The following is a 20095-nucleotide window of genomic DNA, read 5'->3' on the forward strand; positions in this document are numbered from 1 at the left end:
GCAATTCAAGTATTACAATTTAAAATTAGTACAAGTATTTATACAATTGATTCAATTCCTTTATCACATTCATCAATAATATACTGAGGAACCGTATCATAGTCGCGAGGATCCAATTGGAATAAATAATCATTTTCCACATGGAAAGTTTCATTAATAAATTTTTTTATAATATTATTTTCATGATTCTCATTAAATGCAATTCTATATATTTGAAGTTTTTCATAATTACTGGAACTATTGTTATATAACTTTTTTAGCAGATGTAAATCTTTTGTTTTCTCTAACTCTTTCACATAGTCAAACTCTGGAATTTCTTTTCTAATTGCTGCTTCTCCTTCGCATATTTCTTCTTCAGTCATAACCCTTGATTTACCACTATATGGATCCTTATATAAGGGTATATCTCTCTTGTGAAAAATATTTGAGACCAATTGATACGAAAATATATTATTATTACGAATCTCTTCTAATCGTCTAAAGAAAACAAGTTTATTTAAACTATCAATTTTAGAGGATATACTATTTTTCGCTATATCAACAAAAGATTTTATATCACTCTTATTAATATTTTTTTCAACTAATTTTCCATCTCTTACCGATAAAAATGCTGCTTTAGGTCCAGGATTAAAAAGATGTGACATATTCTTTATTGCATCTATAACAGCATTAAATTCATGTGTAAGTAACAGTACCGTTCGATCTTTCAAGCATTTTTTTCCCATAAACAACATATTAATAATAGCAAACTTTTTATTACCATCAAACGAAGATATAGGATCATCTAAAATAACTAAATCTGGATTATTTCTTAAAACTTCATACATAAACAATACTAAAGCAAATGCGTTTTTTTCACCATAACTTAAATGCTCTGAAACAGAATTTATCTGTTGTTCATTATCCACATGTTTTAAAACTAAGTGATAATTATTTGTCTCATCATACTCTATAGAAACCTTATACTTATAACCAGCATAATATAAAAAATTATTTATCTCCGTCATATTGGTCTCTATAGTCTCTTTAATATACTTCTTTTGTTTATTTACTTCTCCTTGTAACTTCCCAGCTTTTGATAAAACTCCATCTAAAGTAGAATTAATTATTTTCACTTTCTCTAAAGATAATGGTGAATTTAAATGAGAATAATAAGACAAATCAATTCTATATTTTTCTAACTCATCTGCAATTCGATCCGAATTTTTTAATGAATGGAATCCAATTCTTTTCAAATTATTCAATTGACTCCATAAACTTTCAATTTGTTGTTTCACTTCAATTAAATAGTTTTTTTGAGGTTCTGAAATATCTGTAACATTATGTGTAATTTTTTTAATCTTCTTAGAGGTTTCTTCATCAAAATATAAGTATAATGACTCAAAAACAGCCAACATTTTATTTAGTTGTTCAATAGATTTTACATCGTATTCATTATGAATCTGTAAAATTGTTTCCTTTCTCTTTGTTTCCATCTCAGTAGCACAATAAGGACATTGATTCGCCATATCCAAATAACTTCTACCATCAATCTGCCATTTTAGCCACTTAACGTTACTATCATCTTTTAAATATGTTTCATAAATTTCTAACCCTTTTGGTATATTATTGATTTTATTTCCTCTTCCAATTCCCTTTGCAATTGCACCTGCGGCAGAATATCCACTCTTAGCCTTTCCAAATCCATCAATAAACTTTCCAAATATGTCTATTAAATCATCTAATTCTGGGTGGTTTTGAAATGTGATATTAATACTTTTTAATAACTCCCTAATCTCTCTAATATGGGAATCATAATCACTTGTTTTTATGAAAACTTCAAAGCTATTTTTTATCAATTCATTAGGTTGAAAAATATAATCTTCAATATATTTTTCATTAAAAATAGCAATACTCTGAAACCTGTCAATATTCAAAAGTTCTGAATCAGGTACATCTTTTTTACCATAATATTTAAATGGTAATAAACTTTTTACTTTATTACTATCATTGTTAATGAATGCCTCAAACGCTTTTGCAATAGTTGATTTTCCTGTTCCATTAATCGCATATTTAATATTAAGTCTACCCTCAACAACTTCAAATTTTCCGTAATCGATATTATTACAATTTTTAATATCAATATTCATTGTTTCTAATTCCTTTTAATATAACTACAACACTAACACTAATTAAAACTAACAGATTACACACATAAAAGCTTATAAGTTACAATACCTATAAAAAAACCTTAGTATTCACGCTCTCCTATCCTTTACTGCCCTGCACTCGCAATAAATAGACTACAATAAATCAGAATTATAAATAGAAGTGTATTACTTTAAATAAAAAACGATTATATTTACTTATCTGTATACAGGAATTCATTCAATTTTAAATGCAGAAAGTCCTCTAAAAATTTTTCATCTTTAACCATTTTCTTAATTTCACATTCCCATATAACAACAACTTTTATCCCCATAGCTTTAAGATCCTTATAATTCTTCTTATCTCTTTCGACATTTCTCTCTAGCTTTTCTTTCCAAAAATCATGATTATTTATAGGGATAGATGAAGATTTACAATTCTCATGCATGTGCCAAAAACAACCGTTAACAAATATGGCAGTCTTATATTTTGATAAATAAATATCAGGACTTCCAGGTAACTTTTTATAATTCAATCGATAGCGAAAGCCTTTATGCCACAAAAGTTTTCTTAAAAATATTTCAGGTTTTGTATTCTTACTTTTAACCCTGGCCATATTTTCACTTCTGTTCATCGGCTTACGTCTTTTCATTATTTAAACCTCACCTGCAAATTCAATTGTATAAAATCTTCCCCACTATCTGTGTAAACATCTCCAAACGCATGTCTTGAGGTAGATGCAGTCTCATATTTTGTATTTTTCAATAAATATTCTTCAAAATAATTTCTATTATAAATATGATATGCTAAAACATCTCCGCTTCTTGTTACAATAATATATCCGCCTGTAGCTTCATCCAAACCGTTCCAGACTGTCGCTGGTTTCATACCGAGTGCAACAGCAGTCAGAAACTTTTTAAATTTATATCTATATGCATTAACATTACCATAGCTCATAGGGTTATCTTGTTCTAAACGATTAACCATCGCCTCACAATCACTTATACCATCTTTATAAAAATACAGCAGCGTCGCCGCCACAATTTTATCCATACTGGTATCTATAAGCACTAAATTATCCTTAAAGATTTGATTATTCATATCATAATATTCCAAGGTTCCATTTTCTTCTATAATTTTAGCAATGCGTCCCCTGACATCTGTATGATTTCTACCTCCTGATACTCTATAAATCGTATTTGCCTCTCTAAGCATATTAGGATAATTATGTTTAACTTTATAAATAAAATTTGTAGTTTTCCCGGCATTCAAAAGTGTCGGCAAAGATCCCAATTCAGATTTGATAGAAAACCCCACTTTCGGACGATACCCTGTATGTATATCCATCAACTCCATTGTTATATCACTTTTATCCATTGCAGGAGCGCTAAGTCTATAACAAAGAATCTTATTCATAAAAGTTTCTGTCCTTTCAGCAGAAAACGCTCCAGTTGTGCTGCGATCCTTTATTACAGATAATAATGCCTGTGCTTCACTATCAAAGCATTCAAAAGGAAGTTCTTTTATTTTTTCCCCATTAAAATATATCGATATACTTCTTCCTGGAAAATATTCTTTCACTTCTCCCGTAACTTCTTCTCTTATTATCTTGATAATGGGGAAAAATATATCCTCCAATTTATTTAACTCACTATCAGCCGCATATATCTTCCCATCCGCTAAAAGCCTCAATAACACATAGATTTCAGACCATTCCCCTTTATTCCCTTTTAGCATATTTACCTCCGAAATAAACCTTACTATAACTATACTCGGCTTTATACTTTCTTCAATTTTTCAAGATGTCCCTTTATCTTTTCCGCTATTGCTTTGATTACAGGAACCGTTACGGAGTTCCCAAACTGTTTATATAAATGAGTATCAGCGACAACAAACTTAAATTTATCAGGAAATCCCTGTAGTCTTGCCCATTCACGAGGTGTCATTTTACGAATAAATTCTTTATTTACCTCTCCTTTTATATGTGTTACAGGCTTAAAGTCCGTCAAACGATTATCAACTATAAGATTTCTTTCCCGTCCCATACCTCCGCAAACAATCGCGCCTGCGACAGAGTCATTATCTCTGATTTCATAGCCGAATCCGTTTCCTTTTGACATATGTCTTTCTTTATGTCGTCTCAATGATTCCAAATATGTTGTTGATAAATAATACTTAGAAGAAACCTCATGCTCTTCAATTATATCCTTTATAAAGGTTGACGTTCCACTTGAATCCGGAAAGCTAAAAGATAAAGGTGCTATATCAGTTCTAAATGCAACTATATAAATTCTTTCTCGATTCTGCGGAACACCGAAATCTTTACTGTTCAAGACCTTATAAAAAACTCGATACCCCAATTCTTCCAATATATTTTTAATAATTTTGAATGTGCGACCTCGATCATGATTGACAAGATTTTTTACATTTTCACAAAAAACAACTTTAGGTTTATGATATTTTACAATTCTCGCAACATCAAAAAATAAAGTGCCTCTAGCATCTTCAAATCCTTTTTTCCGCCCGGCAAGAGAAAACGCCTGGCAAGGGAATCCGGCCAATAATATATCATGTTCAGGAATATTTTTTTCATCAACTGTCGTAATGTCTCCGACTATATTTACATTACTGTTAAAGTTTGCTCTATATGTTTCCACCGCCTTGTCATCCCATTCACTGACAAAAACAGTTTTTATCTCATTCTGAAATGCCTGATCAAAACCTAATCGTATTCCACCGATCCCGGCAAATAGATCAATAGCTTTATACATTTCTTATCCTCTTTCTTATATAACGATATAATTAATATTCTATTATGATTTCAGGAATTTCCTTTTAAAATAAAGTTTCTATCCGAACCTCATAAAATATCATTTATTAACTTATTTATACTAATATATTATAAACTTAAAAGCCTTCCATTACAAAAGTAACAGAAGGCTCAAAACTATCACTCCCACTCAATGGTAGCAGGTGGTTTAGATGTAATATCGTACACGATACGGTTAATATGTTGTACTTCGTTTACGATACGACGGGAGATTGTGTCCAATACATCGTAAGGGATGCGCGCCCAGTCAGCAGTCATGAAGTCTGTTGTTGTTACGCCACGCAATGCCAATGTGTAGTCGTATGTACGGAAATCCCCCATAACGCCTACAGTACGTGTAGATGTTAATACTGCAAAGTATTGGTTGATGCTGCGATCAAGACCGGCTTTTGCAATTTCATCACGGAAGATATAGTCCGCATCACGTAAGATATCAAGTTTGTCTTTCGTGATTTCACCCATTACGCGGATTGCAAGACCAGGACCTGGGAATGGTTGACGCCATACGAGATAATCGGCCAAACCTAATTCAGAACCAAGTTCACGCACTTCGTCTTTGAAGAGGTTACGCAATGGTTCGATAAGGCCTTTGAAGTCTACAACTGCAGGCAAGCCGCCTACATTGTGGTGAGATTTGATAACTTCCGCTTCACCAGTACCTGACTCGATAACGTCAGGGTAGATTGTACCTTGCGCTAAGAAGTCAACGGAACCGATTTTACGGCCTTCGTCTTCAAATACGCGGATAAATTCTTCACCAATAGCTTTACGCTTTGCTTCAGGATCTTCAAGACCGGCCAATTTATCTAAGAAACGTTTTTCTGCATCGACACGGATAAAATGCATACCGGAATCTTTGAAAGCTGCTTCCACTTCGTCGCCTTCGTTTTTACGCATTAAACCATGGTCAACGAAGATACAAGTCAATTGGTCGCCAACAGCTTTAGAGATAAGAGCTGCCGCAACGGAGCTATCCACACCGCCAGACAATGCCAATAATACTTTGCCATTACCAACGGTTTTGCGGATGTCTTCAATAGCAGATTTTGCATAGTTTGCCATTGTCCATGTGCCTGTAAAACCACATACTTCGTACAAGAAGTTGTGAAGCATTTCTTTACCATGTTCCGTGTGCAACACTTCTGCATGGTATTGCATAGCATATAATTTACGTTCTGTATTTTGCATAGATGCAACAGGGCAATCCTTCGTATGTGCTACGATTTCAAAGCCTTCAGGAACCTTTGCTACATAGTCAACATGAGACATCCAAACAACTTGGTCTTCTTCCAAGCCTTTGAACAATGGAGATGTAGTGTCCACTTTAGTAGGTGTTTTACCGAATTCACGGTTGTCCGCAGATTTAACTTCGCCACCCAATGTATGCGCCATAAATTGCATACCATAGCACATGCCAAGAATAGGAATACCAAGTTCAAAAATCTCTTTCTCAATTTTTGGAGAGTTTTCTTCATACACGCTGTTAGGACCGCCTGTGAAGATGATACCTTGCGGTTTCAATTCCTTAATTTTTTCCAGCGCTTTGTTGTATGGATATACTTCGCAGTATACGTGATTTTCACGAACACGGCGCGCGATCAATTGATTATATTGACCACCAAAGTCAACAACAATTACAAATTCCTTGTTTTCCATGCCTTCCTCCATATGCATCTATTTGTGAAAGTATATTCACTATTTTTTATGCCCATACATGTCTGTACTGGGGGCGCGTTTTTCCGAGCCAAACGCTAATTTTTCATTACAGTTTATTATACCATAGGAAGTATAACGACTCCATATATTCCGTATGTAGATTATAAATAAATCTTTAATGTTCGGATTTCTAGTTATTACTCTTTTAGAGCCTTCCGTATGTAAGTCAATTTACTAACAATATCGAAAGATTTCTAACTATCACTTTTTAGGAGCCTCTCGTTTATACATTTTTACGGCCCCCACGGGACAGATGGAATAGCAATCGCCACAACTGATACAGCCTTTTCCGATGTTAAATCGAGTCTTACCTTCGGTGATGCATTGAACAGGACAATCCTCAGCACAAGCACCGCACTTAACGCAAGTATCATCGATATTAAACTTTAGATTTCCCATTATACATCACCTCCTATGTACTGTTTATCTGTGCCAAACTTAATATTATCTATTTTTAAGTAGTAGGATTCATATTTTAAATATATAAGATCACAAACATCACGCTAGCTCAAAAATATATTCATAATATTTCAATACAACAACAGCTATTATAATTATTTTTTCTTATTTACTTCACTATTATACGCAATAGCCGAATAGATGGCCTTTGCCACGCCTTGGTGGTTATTGTCTGTCGTTTCGTATCGTGCCGCTTCTTTAATGTTCGGCTTGCTATTACCCATGGCCACACCAGCGCCCGCAAAGCGTAACATAGATAGGTCGTTTTCACTATCCCCTAGTGTCATTACCTCGTCAGGACTTAAGCCCCAATGTTTTGCCAACGCTTCTACGGCTGTGCCTTTTGTAGTATGGGGCAAGACGAATTCTAAATTGCCTTCACTAGAGAGCAGCACATCATAGAAGCGTTCACGACCCGTACCGTCGTGGGATAAACCTTGGTATTCATCGCGCAAGTCTTGCAAGATACGTTGACGCATCGGTTCATCACCGTAAAAGATTTGAATCTTCTCAGGCCCTTCGTCTAAGGATTCCATATGGGCTAGTAGATCACATACCATTGTCCGCGTAGCCAAGATAAATGGACGAATATTGGATCTAAAGAAGAAATTAGATTGCTCTATTTCACATTCAGACATCTTTACCTTTGCTGCTTCGTTGCCTTCCGCCAATGCATAGTGATCGTACGTTGCTCCTGGCAGACGAGTGTCCGCTGTACCAGAAATCTGATTTTTTGTAATAGGCAGATGATTATCTAGTATGCCATGTACAGTCTTTTTATCTTCCTCATTGCATTCGCTAGCACATACTCCTAAGCGTTCAGGTGTAATACATCTAGACGGAGGATACATGCCAAAGATTTGATCTTTCACATAGGCCTCTACATAGACGCCATAGGTTAATAGTTTGCGCAGCAAATGTAGTGCTTGTTCTTTATCAAAACTTACGTGGAATAGACTGCGATTTTCGTCCTTATCCATTACATAAGCACCATTGGTGCACATGAAATAGCGCAAGCACGGCAGTTTTTCGATGACATCATTCATCTCATTCCAAGCACGGCCAGAAGCAATGGCTACGCGGATGCCACTTTCACGAGCGATACGAATCGCCTCAATAGCATCCTCAGGAATCGCCTTTGCATCGTTTACCAAGGTACCATCTACATCGGATGCGATGAATTGAATGGGCTTATCCCCAGTGAGGCCTATATAATTTTTTATTTCTAATGTTTCAGTCGAGGCCATACATCCTCCTTCTATTTCTTCTATTCCTTCTATTTAGAATTATTAAATTCGGCTACGATTTCTTCTAAGATTGCTGGATTTTCTACCAATCGCAATACTGTGCCACCAATGATGTTTGCACCGTCGATAATGGTTTGTTCAATGGTAGGCTCTAACATGGCAGCAGCAAATTCTTTAGAATGACACACCTTCGGCTCGCCAGCAAGGCGCAATTTAGGATGGAATGCCGCACATTGATAGCTTACATTGCCAATATCTGAGCTACCTCCAAGCGCTGCTGGGCCGGGCTCAAAATCGAGGCCCATGTCGGCCATTACCTCTTCGATAAGCGCTGTGCCACGATTGTTTTGGTTCATATCATCATAAGGATTGCCATAAAACTCTACATCCACAGTTGTACCTGTACAAAGGGCCGCCCCTTCAAAGATTTTTTTGATTTGCTCGGATAAACCATTCAAATACTCACGCTCCGTATGACGCACGGTAACCTCTAATTCACCAAAGGCAGGAATCACATTAGATGCGGTACCTCCCGCAATGATCCACGTGCCGATACGCGTTTCAGGGCGCACTTGTTGGCGCATCATATCCATAGCATGGATGGCAAGTTGCACACCATTTACCGCATTGACGCCATTCCAAGGCTCACCAGCCGCATGGGCTGGCTTACCGTGGTACTTAGCACGGAAGCAGTCGAGTGCCAAGAATTGAGAGTTAGGACGCGTTTCCTCGCCGTCAAGGTGGACCATGATGGCAAAATCGTATTCTTTAAACACCCCTGCGTTGCACATGTCTACCTTGCAACCCATCGCTTCTTCGTCTGGTGTGCCGATAATATCGATGTCCATGTTGAAAGCTACGCCCTCTTCTTGCATTTTATGTAGTGTTAATGCAGCTAACACACTCATAGAGCCGCTAGCGGAGTGACCGCACGCATGGCCCACCTCTGGTAATGCATCATATTCACAGAGGATCGCCAAACGACCTTTTGGATTGTCTACTTTCACAGCAGACGCCTTGAAGGCTGTTGGCAAATTACAGAATTCATAGGTTACAGCCATGCCATATTTTTCGAGAACAGCGCCTATGGTTTTGACGGACTCAAACTCCTGACTAGAAATCTCAGGATTCTTGGCTAATGTGTAATTAATGGCAAACGCATCAGGTGCGAAGCTTTTACAAAGATCAGCAAAAGTAGTTGTAAGGGACATATTGCCTCCATGTATATAACCACATTATTGTAAAGGATTATAATACTCTACAATAAAGAATAAAAAACTCGTTTACTCTTAATTATACAATGTTATTGCCTATTGGTGTAAAATTCCGTACAATATAAACAGAAATGTATAAACCATGTATATGGATGTTTGAGGAGGATACTATGTTTAAGTTCAAAAAATTGACAGCCATCGCCCTCGTAGCGGTAGCAGCAATGGGTTTATTAGCTGGTTGTGGCAACGACAAACCTAAAATGACACAACAAGAAGGTGTATTGCGTGTAGGTTCTGAAACTACATTCCCACCATTCGAATTCACTGAAGGCGACAAATACGTTGGTTTCGACGTTGATTTGTCCGAAGCAATTGCTAAAAAACTTGGTTTAAAAATGGAATTCAAATCCATGGGCTTCGATGCTTTGATTCCAGCTGTTCAATCTGGTGATATCGACATGATTGCTGCAGGTATTAACGCTACTCCAGAACGTGAAAAAGCATTGGACTTCTCCGATGTATACTTCGACCAAGGCGGTTTCATCACAGTTGTTCGTAAAGACAACACAACAATCCACAACATGGATGAATTAGCAGGTAAAACTGTAGGCGCTCAAATCGGTACAATCCCGGTTGAAATGGCTCAAAAAATTCCTGGTACAACAGTAAAACAAATCGATTCTAATGCTAATATCTTCATGGAATTGAAAGCTGGTACAATCGACGGTGCTATCATCGATAATGCAGTTGCTATGTACTACCTCAAACAAGGTGCTGATCAAGACCTTAAACTCGTAGGCGAACCTACACAATCCCCTGGCACAGTGCTTGGCGTGAAAAAAGGCAACAAAGCTTTACAAGAAGCTGTTAACAAAGCTCTTAAAGAACTTAAAGAAGATGGCACTTACCAAAAAATCTACGACAAATGGTTCGGCGATTACAACAAAAAATAATATGTATTCCTAAGAACTAGGATACATAATAACCCCTCTGAAAGATTGCAGACATCACATAAAATTTGTGACAGCAGATTTTCTTCAGAGGGGATTTTTTTATCATTTGAATCCAATACATGCTGAAGACTCTGTATTATGCATAGATATAAATTAGAAATAGGTTAGTATATTGTGAAAACAGGTGACTGATAGCAGTATGATATCAATGGAGAACATACTAATATACTAGTATTGCCTCTTTTACGGTACCTCGCGTTCGTTATATAATAAATATGTATTTACTGTATACATGTATAAAAGGAGGACTAATGGCACAGTACTTTACGGAACGCCTGCAAAAGGTCTTCCACATGATTTTTACATCCTATAATCAAAAAATGGCTCAAGAAGGCTTACGTCAATTGGAGCTCATCGTCAATAATCAGCAAAATCCAAGTCAACTAAAAGATAGAGCCTTACGAAACGACAAGACAAGCCTTCTTGAAAGTGATATAGACACTAAAGAGGACGCTCTCAAGATAGCCAATGACCCAGAGGCTCGAGAGCTAGGTGACGCCTATGCACTCTTGGCACGCGTTTATGCAGGGCCTCGCTTTACCTGGGAAGAGTCTAACTTTCCAGAGGATAATATGCGCACCTATCAGTGCTTGCATGATAGCATTCGCCGCTGTAGCCCTATCGGCACATTACAAGCTTTGCGCATTAAAGGCTCCATTACGCCTACCGTAGAGAAGGATATGCAAATTTCCTTCGACGAAGCATTTCGCATTGTCTATGATTACGCAAACCAAGGCGATGCCTATTGCCAATATGTTATAGGCAATGTCTTTTTCTGGCGTGATGATAATCGCATCAGCTCCGCTGAGACTATGCTAACACCTCCGCCTATGAGTTGGACTAAACGCATTCAAAGAAGCCTTACAGCAAACTCTGTGCAGGATCGCATCGCCGCTTTGCAAGGCACTGTGCCAGATGAAACATTACAAGAAAATGCATCTAACCTTGCGAAAGAGTGGTTTAACAAGGCCCTCGACAACGGTCTTGCTATGTTCCAAGGGAACTTGCGCAATATCTATATCGATGAAGCCGATTTCAGCAATGCGCGCCGTGTCGCTAGGACTGCGGCCGAACTTGGCAACCCTGCCATGATGTTATATACAGGCCTCGACTGCCATGAAAATGGTAAATTCGAGGATGCTTTCACATGGTTCACTAAAGGTGCCGCCTTAGGTCAATCTGAAAGTATCGCAGAATTAGCGGATTATTACTATCATTTCTATGATGCTAAAGCGTTACGTTCTACGATTCCCTACGATCCGGTAAAGGCTATCGGTCTCTACCGCCGTGCGGCAACGAAACAGTTTAGTGATGCAGGGTACACCGCCTTACAGGCAGCCTTTGGCTATATCTTTCACATAGGCCACCTGCCTCTTGACTGGGGTCTCATTGCAGATTTAACACATATGGCGGCTACAAAAGATCGCTTCATATTCGCCTTGCCCTATATCGGATACATGCGAATCCACGGTTTAGGGGTAACGAAAAATATACGCTTTGGTGTGCAATCATTACTACGTGTCTTAGACGAGGAACAACGAGTCTTTGAAGAGGAGAATCGCGTTCTGTTCTATGATATTACACGCGCTTTAACACGTGTTGCTTTAGGTTATGCCTACGAAAAAGGCTATGTAACTGGCAAACCAGATTTAGATCAAGCCGTATCCTATTACGAGCAATCCCATCAATATATCTTATCTCATAAAGCCAATTTAGATCCGGAGCTAAAAGATATTCCTATCGATGACGAAGCAGAAGAACGCTTAGCAGCCTTTGAAGAGGTCGATGGTCATTGGCAATACAAAGAAGGTATTGCCGAGTCAACTACTACGGTGCGCCCTGCGCCTACCAACAGGCCTCAAAATGCGGCCCGCTTATCTGTAACCATGGACGACTTCCTATGGGATACAACCTTGTACGACTGGCAAACCATTGAAACCGCCTTAGAGTCACAAGAAGAAATGAAGCTCAGCTTTTACAATCATTTCCTATCCGTCCCAGATACATTGCGCAATATCTTTAAGGTCGATGTAAAACGGATGCTACGAGATCACTATCAAATAAGGCTACATGGTTATGATCCATCAGAAGGACATGAAATTATCTACAAGTCCATTTACGACAAAGAAAATACCATAAACCTATTGAAAGAGCTTTACGATAATCATCAATTGCCTAGCCTCGAAGATAATTGGACTATCGAAAAGAACGAAGAAAAGCCAACCTGGCATTACGTGCTCGATGTGGATCAACAGCCGTTTTTGCTAGAGGAATACGATGATGCAAACGCTATGATTCAGGCTACCTTGCAAGGATTAAAAGAGAAAAAGTACGAACAAATTAATATTCGTACTCATGACTTTGTGGGCCCATCCTATTTCATTTTTAAAGGCAAGCAATCGACCCCATTTAGAGTGCAGCTCTATCTGAAAGAGTCCGCCCGTCATACCATCGATGACGATGGAAACCAACAAGACACACCTGGTAAGACCTACTTATTTGAACAATATGTGGGGAACGAGGTGTCCTTAAACTATTGGATTCAAAAAACAATAAATACCTTGGAAATCCCTGAACTAGATAATTGGAAACAGTTAACAGTACCAAAGGATTTACAAACATAAAAAAGACCATCCCCAGTGAACTGCAATCCAAAAATTGTGTCCAATTTTTGGAAGCGATGTTCAGAGGATGGTCTTTTTTTATTATAATGTTTTTACAACATCGGCACAGCGTGCACAAAGTGTAGGATGTGCACTATCTTGACCTACTGTATTGCGGTGGATCCAGCAGCGTTCACATTTTTCGAGACCAGAGGCAACAACAACTGTGGCAACGCCAGTTTCTTCGTCTTTTACAGCTTCTGCCGGTGCAGCGCCGTTCACGATGTGAGCTTCGGATACGATAACGAGTTTAGCCAAACCTTCTTCACCAAGGGCATTCAATGCATCAAATGCAGCGCCTTCAGCGTATACCGTAACGGATGCATCCAATGGATGACCAATTGTTTTGTCTTGACGCGCAAGTTCCAAAGCTTTTTGTACGGATGTACGCAAGTCTAACAATTGGTTCCATTTGTCAGCCAATTCTTGATTGAAGTGTTCTGGATGACCTTGTGGCCAATCTTGAAGCATAACGGATTCGCGCATACCCTCTTCTTTAGGCATGTATTTCCAAACTTCTTCTGCTGTAAAGGAAAGCACTGGAGATACCATAGCTACCAATGTTTTCAAGATTTCATACATCGCTGTTTGAGCAGAACGACGAGCTACGTTATTTTTGCTTTCAGCATACATAGTATCTTTCATTACATCAAGATAGATGGAGCTCAAGTCTACGGTGCAGAAGTTATGAATTGCATGGTATAACATGTGGAATTCATAGTTTTCGTACGCATCAGTAACCTTTTGACGTACTTCTTCTAAGCGCAATAATGCCCATTTATCGAATTCGGACATATCTGCATAAGCTACTTTGTCAGTGTTTGGATTGAAGTCATCCAAGTTACCAAGCAAGAAGCGGAATGTATTACGGATCTTACGATATACTTCGGATAATTGTTTTACGATGTCTTTGGACAAACGTACGTCTGCTTGGTAATCCGCAGAAGATACCCACAAACGCATTACATCGGCACCGTATACATCGATGATGTCGCTTGGAGCCACTGTATTACCTACAGATTTAGACATTTTGCGACCTTCGCCGTCCACTACGAAGCCGTGAGTCAATACGGAGTTGTATGGTGCTTTACCAGTTGTAGCTACTGCAGTCAACAAGGAAGAGTTAAACCAACCGCGATGTTGGTCAGAACCTTCAAGGTACATAGCACATGGTACGTCAAGATCATTAACTTCGAGTACGCCAGCCCAAGAGGAACCAGAGTCGAACCATACGTCCATGATGTCTGTTTCTTTTTTGAACTCATCATGACCGCAATGAGGGCATTTGAAACCTTCTGGTAATAATTCCTTAGCGCTATGAGCCCACCAAGCATCGGAGCCTTCTACGGCTACTTTTTCTTGTAATGCTTTGATAGTATCATCGTTGATGATGTGCTCGCCACAGCTTTCACAATAGTAAATAGGAATTGGCACGCCCCAAATACGTTGACGAGAAATTACCCAGTCACCACGGTCGCGTACCATGTTGAAGATGCGGTCATGGCCCCATTTAGGAATCCATTGCACTTGGTTGTCAATCGCATCAAGCGCTTGTTGACGGTACCCATCTACAGAGGAAAACCATTGTTCTGTAGCGCGGTAGATAACAGGATTTTTACAACGCCAGCAGTGAGCGTATTGGTGACGCAAGCTAGATTTGTGAAGCAATGCATTATTGTGCGCCAAGATTTTGATTACAGGCACCTCTGCATCGTGAATTTCCACGCCAGCCAATGGGAATTCAGTATCGCCATAACGATTGTCGTCTACTTGTTTGGTATAGTTACCAGTTTCATTAACAAGGGATACGATAGGAAGCTCAGTTTTACCTTCCTTGTTATAACGCATAACGATGTTAAAGTCGTCTTCACCGTGTGCAGGAGCTGTATGTACGCAACCAGTACCGGCTTCAAGTGTTACATGGTCGCCGCATAATACAGTAGATGTACGTTCTACGAATGGATGTTTGAATTCCGCCAATTCTAAGTCTGCCCCAGAGAAGCGGTTTACGATTTCGTAGTCTTCGATACCAATATCTTTCATAGCTGCATCAACAAGTTCAGTAGCCATCAAGTAGTATTCGTCGCCTACTTTTACCCAGCCATATTCAAGCTCAGGGTTAACGGAAATAGCTACGTTGGCAGGCATTGTCCAAGGAGTAGTTGTCCAAATTACAGAGTATGCTTGTTTTGGATCTACGCCAGCTGGCAATGTAACCTTTTTCTCGGATACGTAAGGGAATTTTACGTAGATGGAGAAAGATTTTTTCTCAGCATATTCGATTTCTGCTTCTGCCAATGCAGTTTCGCAGTGCGTACACCAGTATACAGTTTTAAGACCTTTATAGATATGGCTGCGTTTTGCCATTTCGCCGAAGATGCCAAGTTGTTTAACTTCGAACTCAGGACGCAATGTCAAATACGGACGGTCCCATTCGCCTAATACACCAAAACGAATGAAATCTTGTTTTTGTGTTTCTACGCACTCCAATGCATATTCCTTACATTTATTGCGCAAGTCCAATGGAGCCATTTCATGACGGTTAAGACCAGTGTTTTTAATAACCGCATGCTCGATTGGCAAACCGTGTGTATCCCAACCAGGAATGTAGCGAGTATAATGACCAGTCATAGTCTTGTATTTCATGATGATATCCTTCAACGTTTTGTTGAGGGCATGACCGATATGCAATTTACCGTTCGCATATGGAGGACCATCATGCAAAATGAATGGCTTTGCGTCTTTACGCAATTCCAAACGTTTTTGATAAATCTTGTTATCTTCCCAGAACTTTAAAATTTCCGGTTCCCGTTTCGGCAAATTGCCGCGCATCGGGAATTCTGTTTCAGGCAAATGTAACGTCTTACCGTAATCCATAATGTGCTCCTTTTACATAAAAAAATCGCCCGCCCCCGAAGGGACGGACGTCATATCCGTGGTACCACCCTACTGACTCTCGTTACTTGTGAAAGCTAGCGCCACCGCATTTCTGCGATTGTCACACCATGCGAGCGCATGATTGTAACACATAAGACGCAACTCATCTCTCATATTGTGAAAGCCACTTAAACATATAACGGTGTTCACCGGCAGGGTTCCTGCTTGCTCCAAAGTGATCCGCAAATCTCTAGATTTCCAAACCTTTCAGCCCATGAGTTTGGTCTCTACAAAATCCGTCTGAGACATGCCGTCTTTTTCAACGCAATATTCATATAATAGATAATTATAGGACTCAAACGGGGAAATTGTCAAATATTTCATTTCTAAATTTAACAGAACCTACATCCCCTATTAAGCAAAAGAAAAAGCCTACTTACGTAGGCTTTATTATATATACAATTATTAAATTGCACTCATGAGAATTAATTCAAGAATAATAATTGCAATGCACACGTACATGAATTTACGATCCATGTCGTCAGTTGGAGTTTCTTTAAGACCAGTACGAGCGGCTTCTTCAGCAGTAATTACTTCATAGCTCATTGGAGATCCGTATTGGTTATCACCTTCATCACCCTTTTGAGCGAGTAGATAAATAACATAGATAATACCAAATGGAATCAAGCTAATCAAAAGCATCCAACCACTTTTACCAATGTCATGTAAACGACGAGCAGCAAGACCAATGGAAGGCAATAAAATTGCAAGATTATATACTATGGAAATAAGCCCTACAACACTTGCTAGCGCAGTATCCATTACAAGAGCACTCAATACATTGAAGATGCCAGCAATAACAATTGTGATACCATAGAAACGCCAATATTCACTGCGGCTTGCACGACCTTTGAAATTAGCATAATTACCCATAATCGTATGTTTAAAATTATCTACATACGAAAGATTTTTGATAGACAAATCAGTCATAATCTTCTCTCCTCTAGAAATAACAAATAAATTCTTCTTGAAAATATTATATCATTACTGTTGACGATTTTGAAAATCAATGTCTATATGTTTTGGGAATAACCTATGCTTTATATTTCATTATAGGATATATCATAAACTACATCGCACTAGTCATAAGTAGTTTATCTACCAAGAACCAGAGTACAAAGATAGCGCAGAATAGTCCTGCAGTTAGTCCCATAGATGGCGTAGTATCAATAAGACCTAATTCACGGGCCATTTGTTTTGTTACGACCACTTGACCTGTAGGGGGACCAAAGCGATTTGGTTGGCTTTCACCAGGCAGAGCCATAAGGATCAACAGGATAATAGTCCCTATTACAGGGATGAATCCAATAAATACGAGGCCCCCTGAGCGGCCTTGATCGTGTAAACGTCGCACTGAAACAGCCACGCCAGGGATAACCATAATCACGGACAAGAGGACAAGGATGACCAAACCAAAACCTACGCCTACTACGCTAGATAGTGGACTAATATAGCTCAAAAAAGCACAAGTAAATAGAATGGCCACAAACAACAATTGATAAACTAACAAGAAATGCCAATATTCACTACGACTTGCACGACCATCAAAATCAGCATATTTATAAACCAAACATTGTTTAAAGTTTTCAATCAAGCCTAGATTGTATTTATCTAACGAGATTTGTGGTCTACTAACATGCCCACACTCTGGGCAGTAACAATCTGTTTTCAACACTGCATGTCCACAATAGGGACAAGATTTCATAATAAACTCCTTCTAGCTACAAACAGAAATCAGCAAAGATTACGATGTCCTGCTGTACTTAACACATATAACAACTAAGATATTCTTTATTTATTAATATCTAAGTTTTTAAATTCATCTGAAATTCATTTTACTATAAAGTGTTATATTGTCTATAAAGGAGATGTTAAACTTTTATAAAATAAAATAATGAGATTGTTAATAAATACAGGTGATTATTATATGTATCCATTCCCATTAATACCATACCATAATATCTCTCTAATGATATCGGCAATAATAATAGATTGGATAATAAAGATGGCAATCCCCATCGCCCAATCTTGACGACGGGATGGAGTTTCTTCTAGTCCTGTAGCCTTGCTAACCTCAGGAGTAATAGATGTATAACCGGTTCTTTCACCATAGGAATTCTCTCTTTCATCGCCACGACGCAATTCGTAAACGAGGAATATAAAGAAGCCTATAACAGGAATAAATGAGATTAGCTGCGTCCAACCACTCCGGCCAATATCATGCATACGCCGCGTTGTGATAGCTATATTGGGAACTATAAAGAAAAGAGATACCCCTACAGCAATATTATCAATAAGTGTTTCATAATTAGGAAAGCCCAAGTTACTACATAGTAAAGCCAAAATCCCAAGTAACCCTTGAATCAACGTAACGCCTGCCACGAATCGCCAATATTCACTACGACTAGCACGACCGTTAAAATTAGCATAGTTTCTAATGCCTAATTTGAAGGCATCGGTATAATTCAAATCATATATATTTATGGTTGACATAACCTAATCCTCCTCCGCGGCTTCAATAGCAACAATGCCCCAGCCTTTGCCTTCATTATGCAAACGAACTAATAGAGGCTCTAGATTATCTTCAAAGGTAACGGTAAAGCCCATATAATTTACAACAATATCATCATCTTGGTCTTGAGAAACATAGTCAAGCTGTATCGCTTTCACCTTAGGAACCGCCTCCTTATTCATGGCTTGTTCCCATAGTTCAAAGGTACCATATCGCTCCATAGCACGAGCGCTCAAATAACGATATGCACTATGATAATCCTTTTTGTTGAGGGCTTCATAATAATTACTTACCACAGTACGCCCCTCTGTTGTAGCCGTTTCACTTTGTAAAAGACGATTAGCTTGTTTCGTTAACGAACTAGGTTCCAAATTGCCATACGCAGTCTCTTCTACCATAAAATTATGATTAATCATTGTACTACCTGCACTAGTGGCTAGGCATCCTAATACTAATATGGCCACAATAAAAAGGCCCGATACGGAACGTTTTTCCTCTAATTCATTAGATATAGGTGATGTGCGCTTACAGAATAGATACAATAATGCAAGCCAGCCTAAAAAAGGAACCAATAGTAAAATCATCAACATTGGATCATTATTAGAGTCTCGTAGCCGTCTTGCCATTAGCATAATCTTCGGCAAGCATAACAGGATGGACAATACAACTAATACGCCGCCACCGATAGAGACAGCATAAAGAAATCCGTACGGTATGTAGGTTGCAAGACCTGTAATACATATAATTAAGCCATATACAAAGGATATAGCACTTATGGTAAGCCAAAAATCGGCTGTATTTGTACGTCCTTTACTGTTTGCATAGTTTTCCACTAACTCACGATAGAGGATTTCGTATACTCTCTGTTTCATAAAGCTCCTACTATAATCTTAGATAATATTAAATAATAAACATATATAGATATTCCTATTATACTATGATTTATCAACTTAGTTGATTCATTTTTTGTTCATGAAATATGCCTATACTACAGATATATTTCTTACAACTAAAATTCGTACAATCAATTATACAGGAGATAATTATGAAAGCTAAATTAATGAAAGCAATAGCCTTGGCCAGCTTAGGTGCCTTCTTAACAGTTGGTATTGGTACCAATGTAGCCCAAGCTAAAGATTATCACTTCAAAATCGGTGAAAATCATCGCATGGTAAAAAATGATGATGGCACAGTAGATAGCAGCGATCATCCATGGTACAAAGTAAAAGAGAAAAAGCACAGAAAACATAGAATATCTAAACGTGAAAAGCATGATAAAAATGCAACAGCAAAACGCAGTGAACGACATCAACGTTCTGAATCCTCTAATGACTAAGCCTTGCGCATAATACATATTACTAGCCCTAAAAACACAAA

General features: G+C 38.3%; 16 protein-coding genes. 3 read left to right on the top strand and 13 right to left on the bottom strand.

The window, feature by feature from the left end:
- Positions 1 to 38: 38 nt before the first annotated feature.
- From DW000_RS07375 to DW000_RS07410, 8 genes are all read right to left on the bottom strand, one after another.
- Positions 39 to 2129 carry an AAA family ATPase gene (locus DW000_RS07375; RefSeq protein ID WP_120055802.1) on the bottom strand — a complete coding sequence of 697 codons (2091 nt, stop codon included), beginning with the start codon at positions 2127 to 2129 and terminating at the stop codon, positions 39 to 41.
- A gap of 212 nt (positions 2130 to 2341) precedes the next feature.
- Complete coding sequence (locus DW000_RS07380) at positions 2342 to 2779, bottom strand: very short patch repair endonuclease (RefSeq protein WP_120055804.1); 438 nt, start codon at positions 2777 to 2779, stop codon at positions 2342 to 2344.
- Positions 2779 to 3864: an HpaII family restriction endonuclease gene (locus DW000_RS07385; RefSeq protein WP_120055806.1), complete on the bottom strand. Its 1086-nt coding sequence runs from the start codon at positions 3862 to 3864 to the stop codon at positions 2779 to 2781. Before DW000_RS07385 ends, DW000_RS07380 begins: the two co-directional genes overlap by 1 nt.
- Positions 3865 to 3905: 41 nt before the next feature.
- Positions 3906 to 4898 carry a DNA cytosine methyltransferase gene (locus tag DW000_RS07390; protein WP_120055808.1) on the bottom strand — a complete coding sequence of 331 codons (993 nt, stop codon included), beginning with the start codon at positions 4896 to 4898 and terminating at the stop codon, positions 3906 to 3908.
- A gap of 179 nt (positions 4899 to 5077) precedes the next feature.
- Positions 5078 to 6613 (bottom strand): glutamine-hydrolyzing GMP synthase, encoded by a 1536-nt coding sequence (gene guaA, locus DW000_RS07395; protein ID WP_120055810.1) that lies wholly within the window; start codon positions 6611 to 6613, stop codon positions 5078 to 5080.
- A gap of 261 nt (positions 6614 to 6874) precedes the next feature.
- Complete coding sequence (locus tag DW000_RS07400; protein WP_120055812.1) at positions 6875 to 7072, bottom strand: 4Fe-4S binding protein; 198 nt, start codon at positions 7070 to 7072, stop codon at positions 6875 to 6877.
- 155 nt (positions 7073 to 7227) lie between these two features.
- Positions 7228 to 8379, bottom strand: a complete 1152-nt coding sequence (locus DW000_RS07405) for an HAD hydrolase family protein (RefSeq protein WP_120055814.1) — start codon at positions 8377 to 8379, stop codon at positions 7228 to 7230.
- 29 nt (positions 8380 to 8408) lie between these two features.
- Complete coding sequence (locus tag DW000_RS07410; protein ID WP_120055816.1) at positions 8409 to 9590, bottom strand: amidohydrolase; 1182 nt, start codon at positions 9588 to 9590, stop codon at positions 8409 to 8411.
- A 173-nt stretch (positions 9591 to 9763) separates the two neighbouring features.
- Here DW000_RS07410 and DW000_RS07415 point away from each other — a divergent pair, with 173 nt between their 5' ends.
- The gene (locus tag DW000_RS07415; RefSeq protein WP_120055818.1) at positions 9764 to 10546 is read left to right on the top strand and encodes a basic amino acid ABC transporter substrate-binding protein; all 783 of its coding nucleotides are present in this window, start codon (positions 9764 to 9766) and stop codon (positions 10544 to 10546) included.
- A 311-nt stretch (positions 10547 to 10857) separates the two neighbouring features.
- Positions 10858 to 13230, top strand: a complete 2373-nt coding sequence (locus tag DW000_RS07420; protein ID WP_120055820.1) for a tetratricopeptide repeat protein — start codon at positions 10858 to 10860, stop codon at positions 13228 to 13230.
- An 81-nt stretch (positions 13231 to 13311) separates the two neighbouring features.
- Here the strand turns inward: DW000_RS07420 and ileS are convergent, their stop codons facing one another.
- The 5 genes from ileS to DW000_RS07445 form a co-directional block, all read right to left on the bottom strand.
- On the bottom strand, positions 13312 to 16146 hold the full coding sequence (ileS, locus tag DW000_RS07425; RefSeq protein ID WP_120055822.1) for an isoleucine--tRNA ligase: 2835 nt from the start codon (positions 16144 to 16146) through the stop codon (positions 13312 to 13314).
- A 465-nt stretch (positions 16147 to 16611) separates the two neighbouring features.
- Positions 16612 to 17136: a DUF805 domain-containing protein gene (locus DW000_RS07430; RefSeq protein ID WP_024061335.1), complete on the bottom strand. Its 525-nt coding sequence runs from the start codon at positions 17134 to 17136 to the stop codon at positions 16612 to 16614.
- A gap of 139 nt (positions 17137 to 17275) precedes the next feature.
- Positions 17276 to 17911 (bottom strand): DUF805 domain-containing protein, encoded by a 636-nt coding sequence (locus DW000_RS07435; protein WP_077707982.1) that lies wholly within the window; start codon positions 17909 to 17911, stop codon positions 17276 to 17278.
- Positions 17912 to 18129: 218 nt separating this feature from the next.
- Positions 18130 to 18699, bottom strand: a complete 570-nt coding sequence (locus tag DW000_RS07440; RefSeq protein ID WP_120055824.1) for a DUF805 domain-containing protein — start codon at positions 18697 to 18699, stop codon at positions 18130 to 18132.
- A gap of 3 nt (positions 18700 to 18702) precedes the next feature.
- Positions 18703 to 19590, bottom strand: coding sequence for a DUF805 domain-containing protein (locus DW000_RS07445; protein ID WP_120055826.1), 888 nt, complete (start codon positions 19588 to 19590; stop codon positions 18703 to 18705).
- 173 nt (positions 19591 to 19763) lie between these two features.
- On the opposite strand from DW000_RS07445, the gene DW000_RS07450 reads away from it, so the two are divergent.
- A complete protein-coding gene (locus DW000_RS07450; protein ID WP_120055828.1) occupies positions 19764 to 20054 on the top strand; it encodes a hypothetical protein in 291 nt (96 codons plus the stop codon).
- Positions 20055 to 20095: the final 41 nt, after the last annotated feature.

Source organism: Veillonella sp. AF36-20BH, assembly GCF_003602765.1.
Taxonomy (GTDB): Bacteria; Bacillota; Negativicutes; order Veillonellales; family Veillonellaceae; genus Veillonella; species Veillonella hominis.

What these genes read in the sequence shown, in the direction of transcription:
- DW000_RS07415 (WP_120055818.1), top strand. Translation starts at nt 9,764, where the DNA reads ATGTTTAAGTTCAAAAAATTGACAGCCATCGCCCTCGTAGCGGTAGCA.
- DW000_RS07440 (WP_120055824.1), bottom strand. Translation starts at nt 18,699, where the DNA reads ATGTCAACCATAAATATATATGATTTGAATTATACCGATGCCTTCAAA.
- DW000_RS07445 (WP_120055826.1), bottom strand. Translation starts at nt 19,590, where the DNA reads ATGAAACAGAGAGTATACGAAATCCTCTATCGTGAGTTAGTGGAAAAC.
- DW000_RS07385 (WP_120055806.1), bottom strand. Translation starts at nt 3,864, where the DNA reads ATGCTAAAAGGGAATAAAGGGGAATGGTCTGAAATCTATGTGTTATTG.
- DW000_RS07375 (WP_120055802.1), bottom strand. Translation starts at nt 2,129, where the DNA reads ATGAATATTGATATTAAAAATTGTAATAATATCGATTACGGAAAATTT.
- DW000_RS07450 (WP_120055828.1), top strand. Translation starts at nt 19,764, where the DNA reads ATGAAAGCTAAATTAATGAAAGCAATAGCCTTGGCCAGCTTAGGTGCC.
- DW000_RS07435 (WP_077707982.1), bottom strand. Translation starts at nt 17,911, where the DNA reads ATGAAATCTTGTCCCTATTGTGGACATGCAGTGTTGAAAACAGATTGT.
- DW000_RS07405 (WP_120055814.1), bottom strand. Translation starts at nt 8,379, where the DNA reads ATGGCCTCGACTGAAACATTAGAAATAAAAAATTATATAGGCCTCACT.
- DW000_RS07400 (WP_120055812.1), bottom strand. Translation starts at nt 7,072, where the DNA reads ATGGGAAATCTAAAGTTTAATATCGATGATACTTGCGTTAAGTGCGGT.
- DW000_RS07410 (WP_120055816.1), bottom strand. Translation starts at nt 9,590, where the DNA reads ATGTCCCTTACAACTACTTTTGCTGATCTTTGTAAAAGCTTCGCACCT.
- DW000_RS07380 (WP_120055804.1), bottom strand. Translation starts at nt 2,779, where the DNA reads ATGAAAAGACGTAAGCCGATGAACAGAAGTGAAAATATGGCCAGGGTT.
- ileS (WP_120055822.1), bottom strand. Translation starts at nt 16,146, where the DNA reads ATGGATTACGGTAAGACGTTACATTTGCCTGAAACAGAATTCCCGATG.
- DW000_RS07430 (WP_024061335.1), bottom strand. Translation starts at nt 17,136, where the DNA reads ATGACTGATTTGTCTATCAAAAATCTTTCGTATGTAGATAATTTTAAA.
- guaA (WP_120055810.1), bottom strand. Translation starts at nt 6,613, where the DNA reads ATGGAAAACAAGGAATTTGTAATTGTTGTTGACTTTGGTGGTCAATAT.
- DW000_RS07390 (WP_120055808.1), bottom strand. Translation starts at nt 4,898, where the DNA reads ATGTATAAAGCTATTGATCTATTTGCCGGGATCGGTGGAATACGATTA.
- DW000_RS07420 (WP_120055820.1), top strand. Translation starts at nt 10,858, where the DNA reads ATGGCACAGTACTTTACGGAACGCCTGCAAAAGGTCTTCCACATGATT.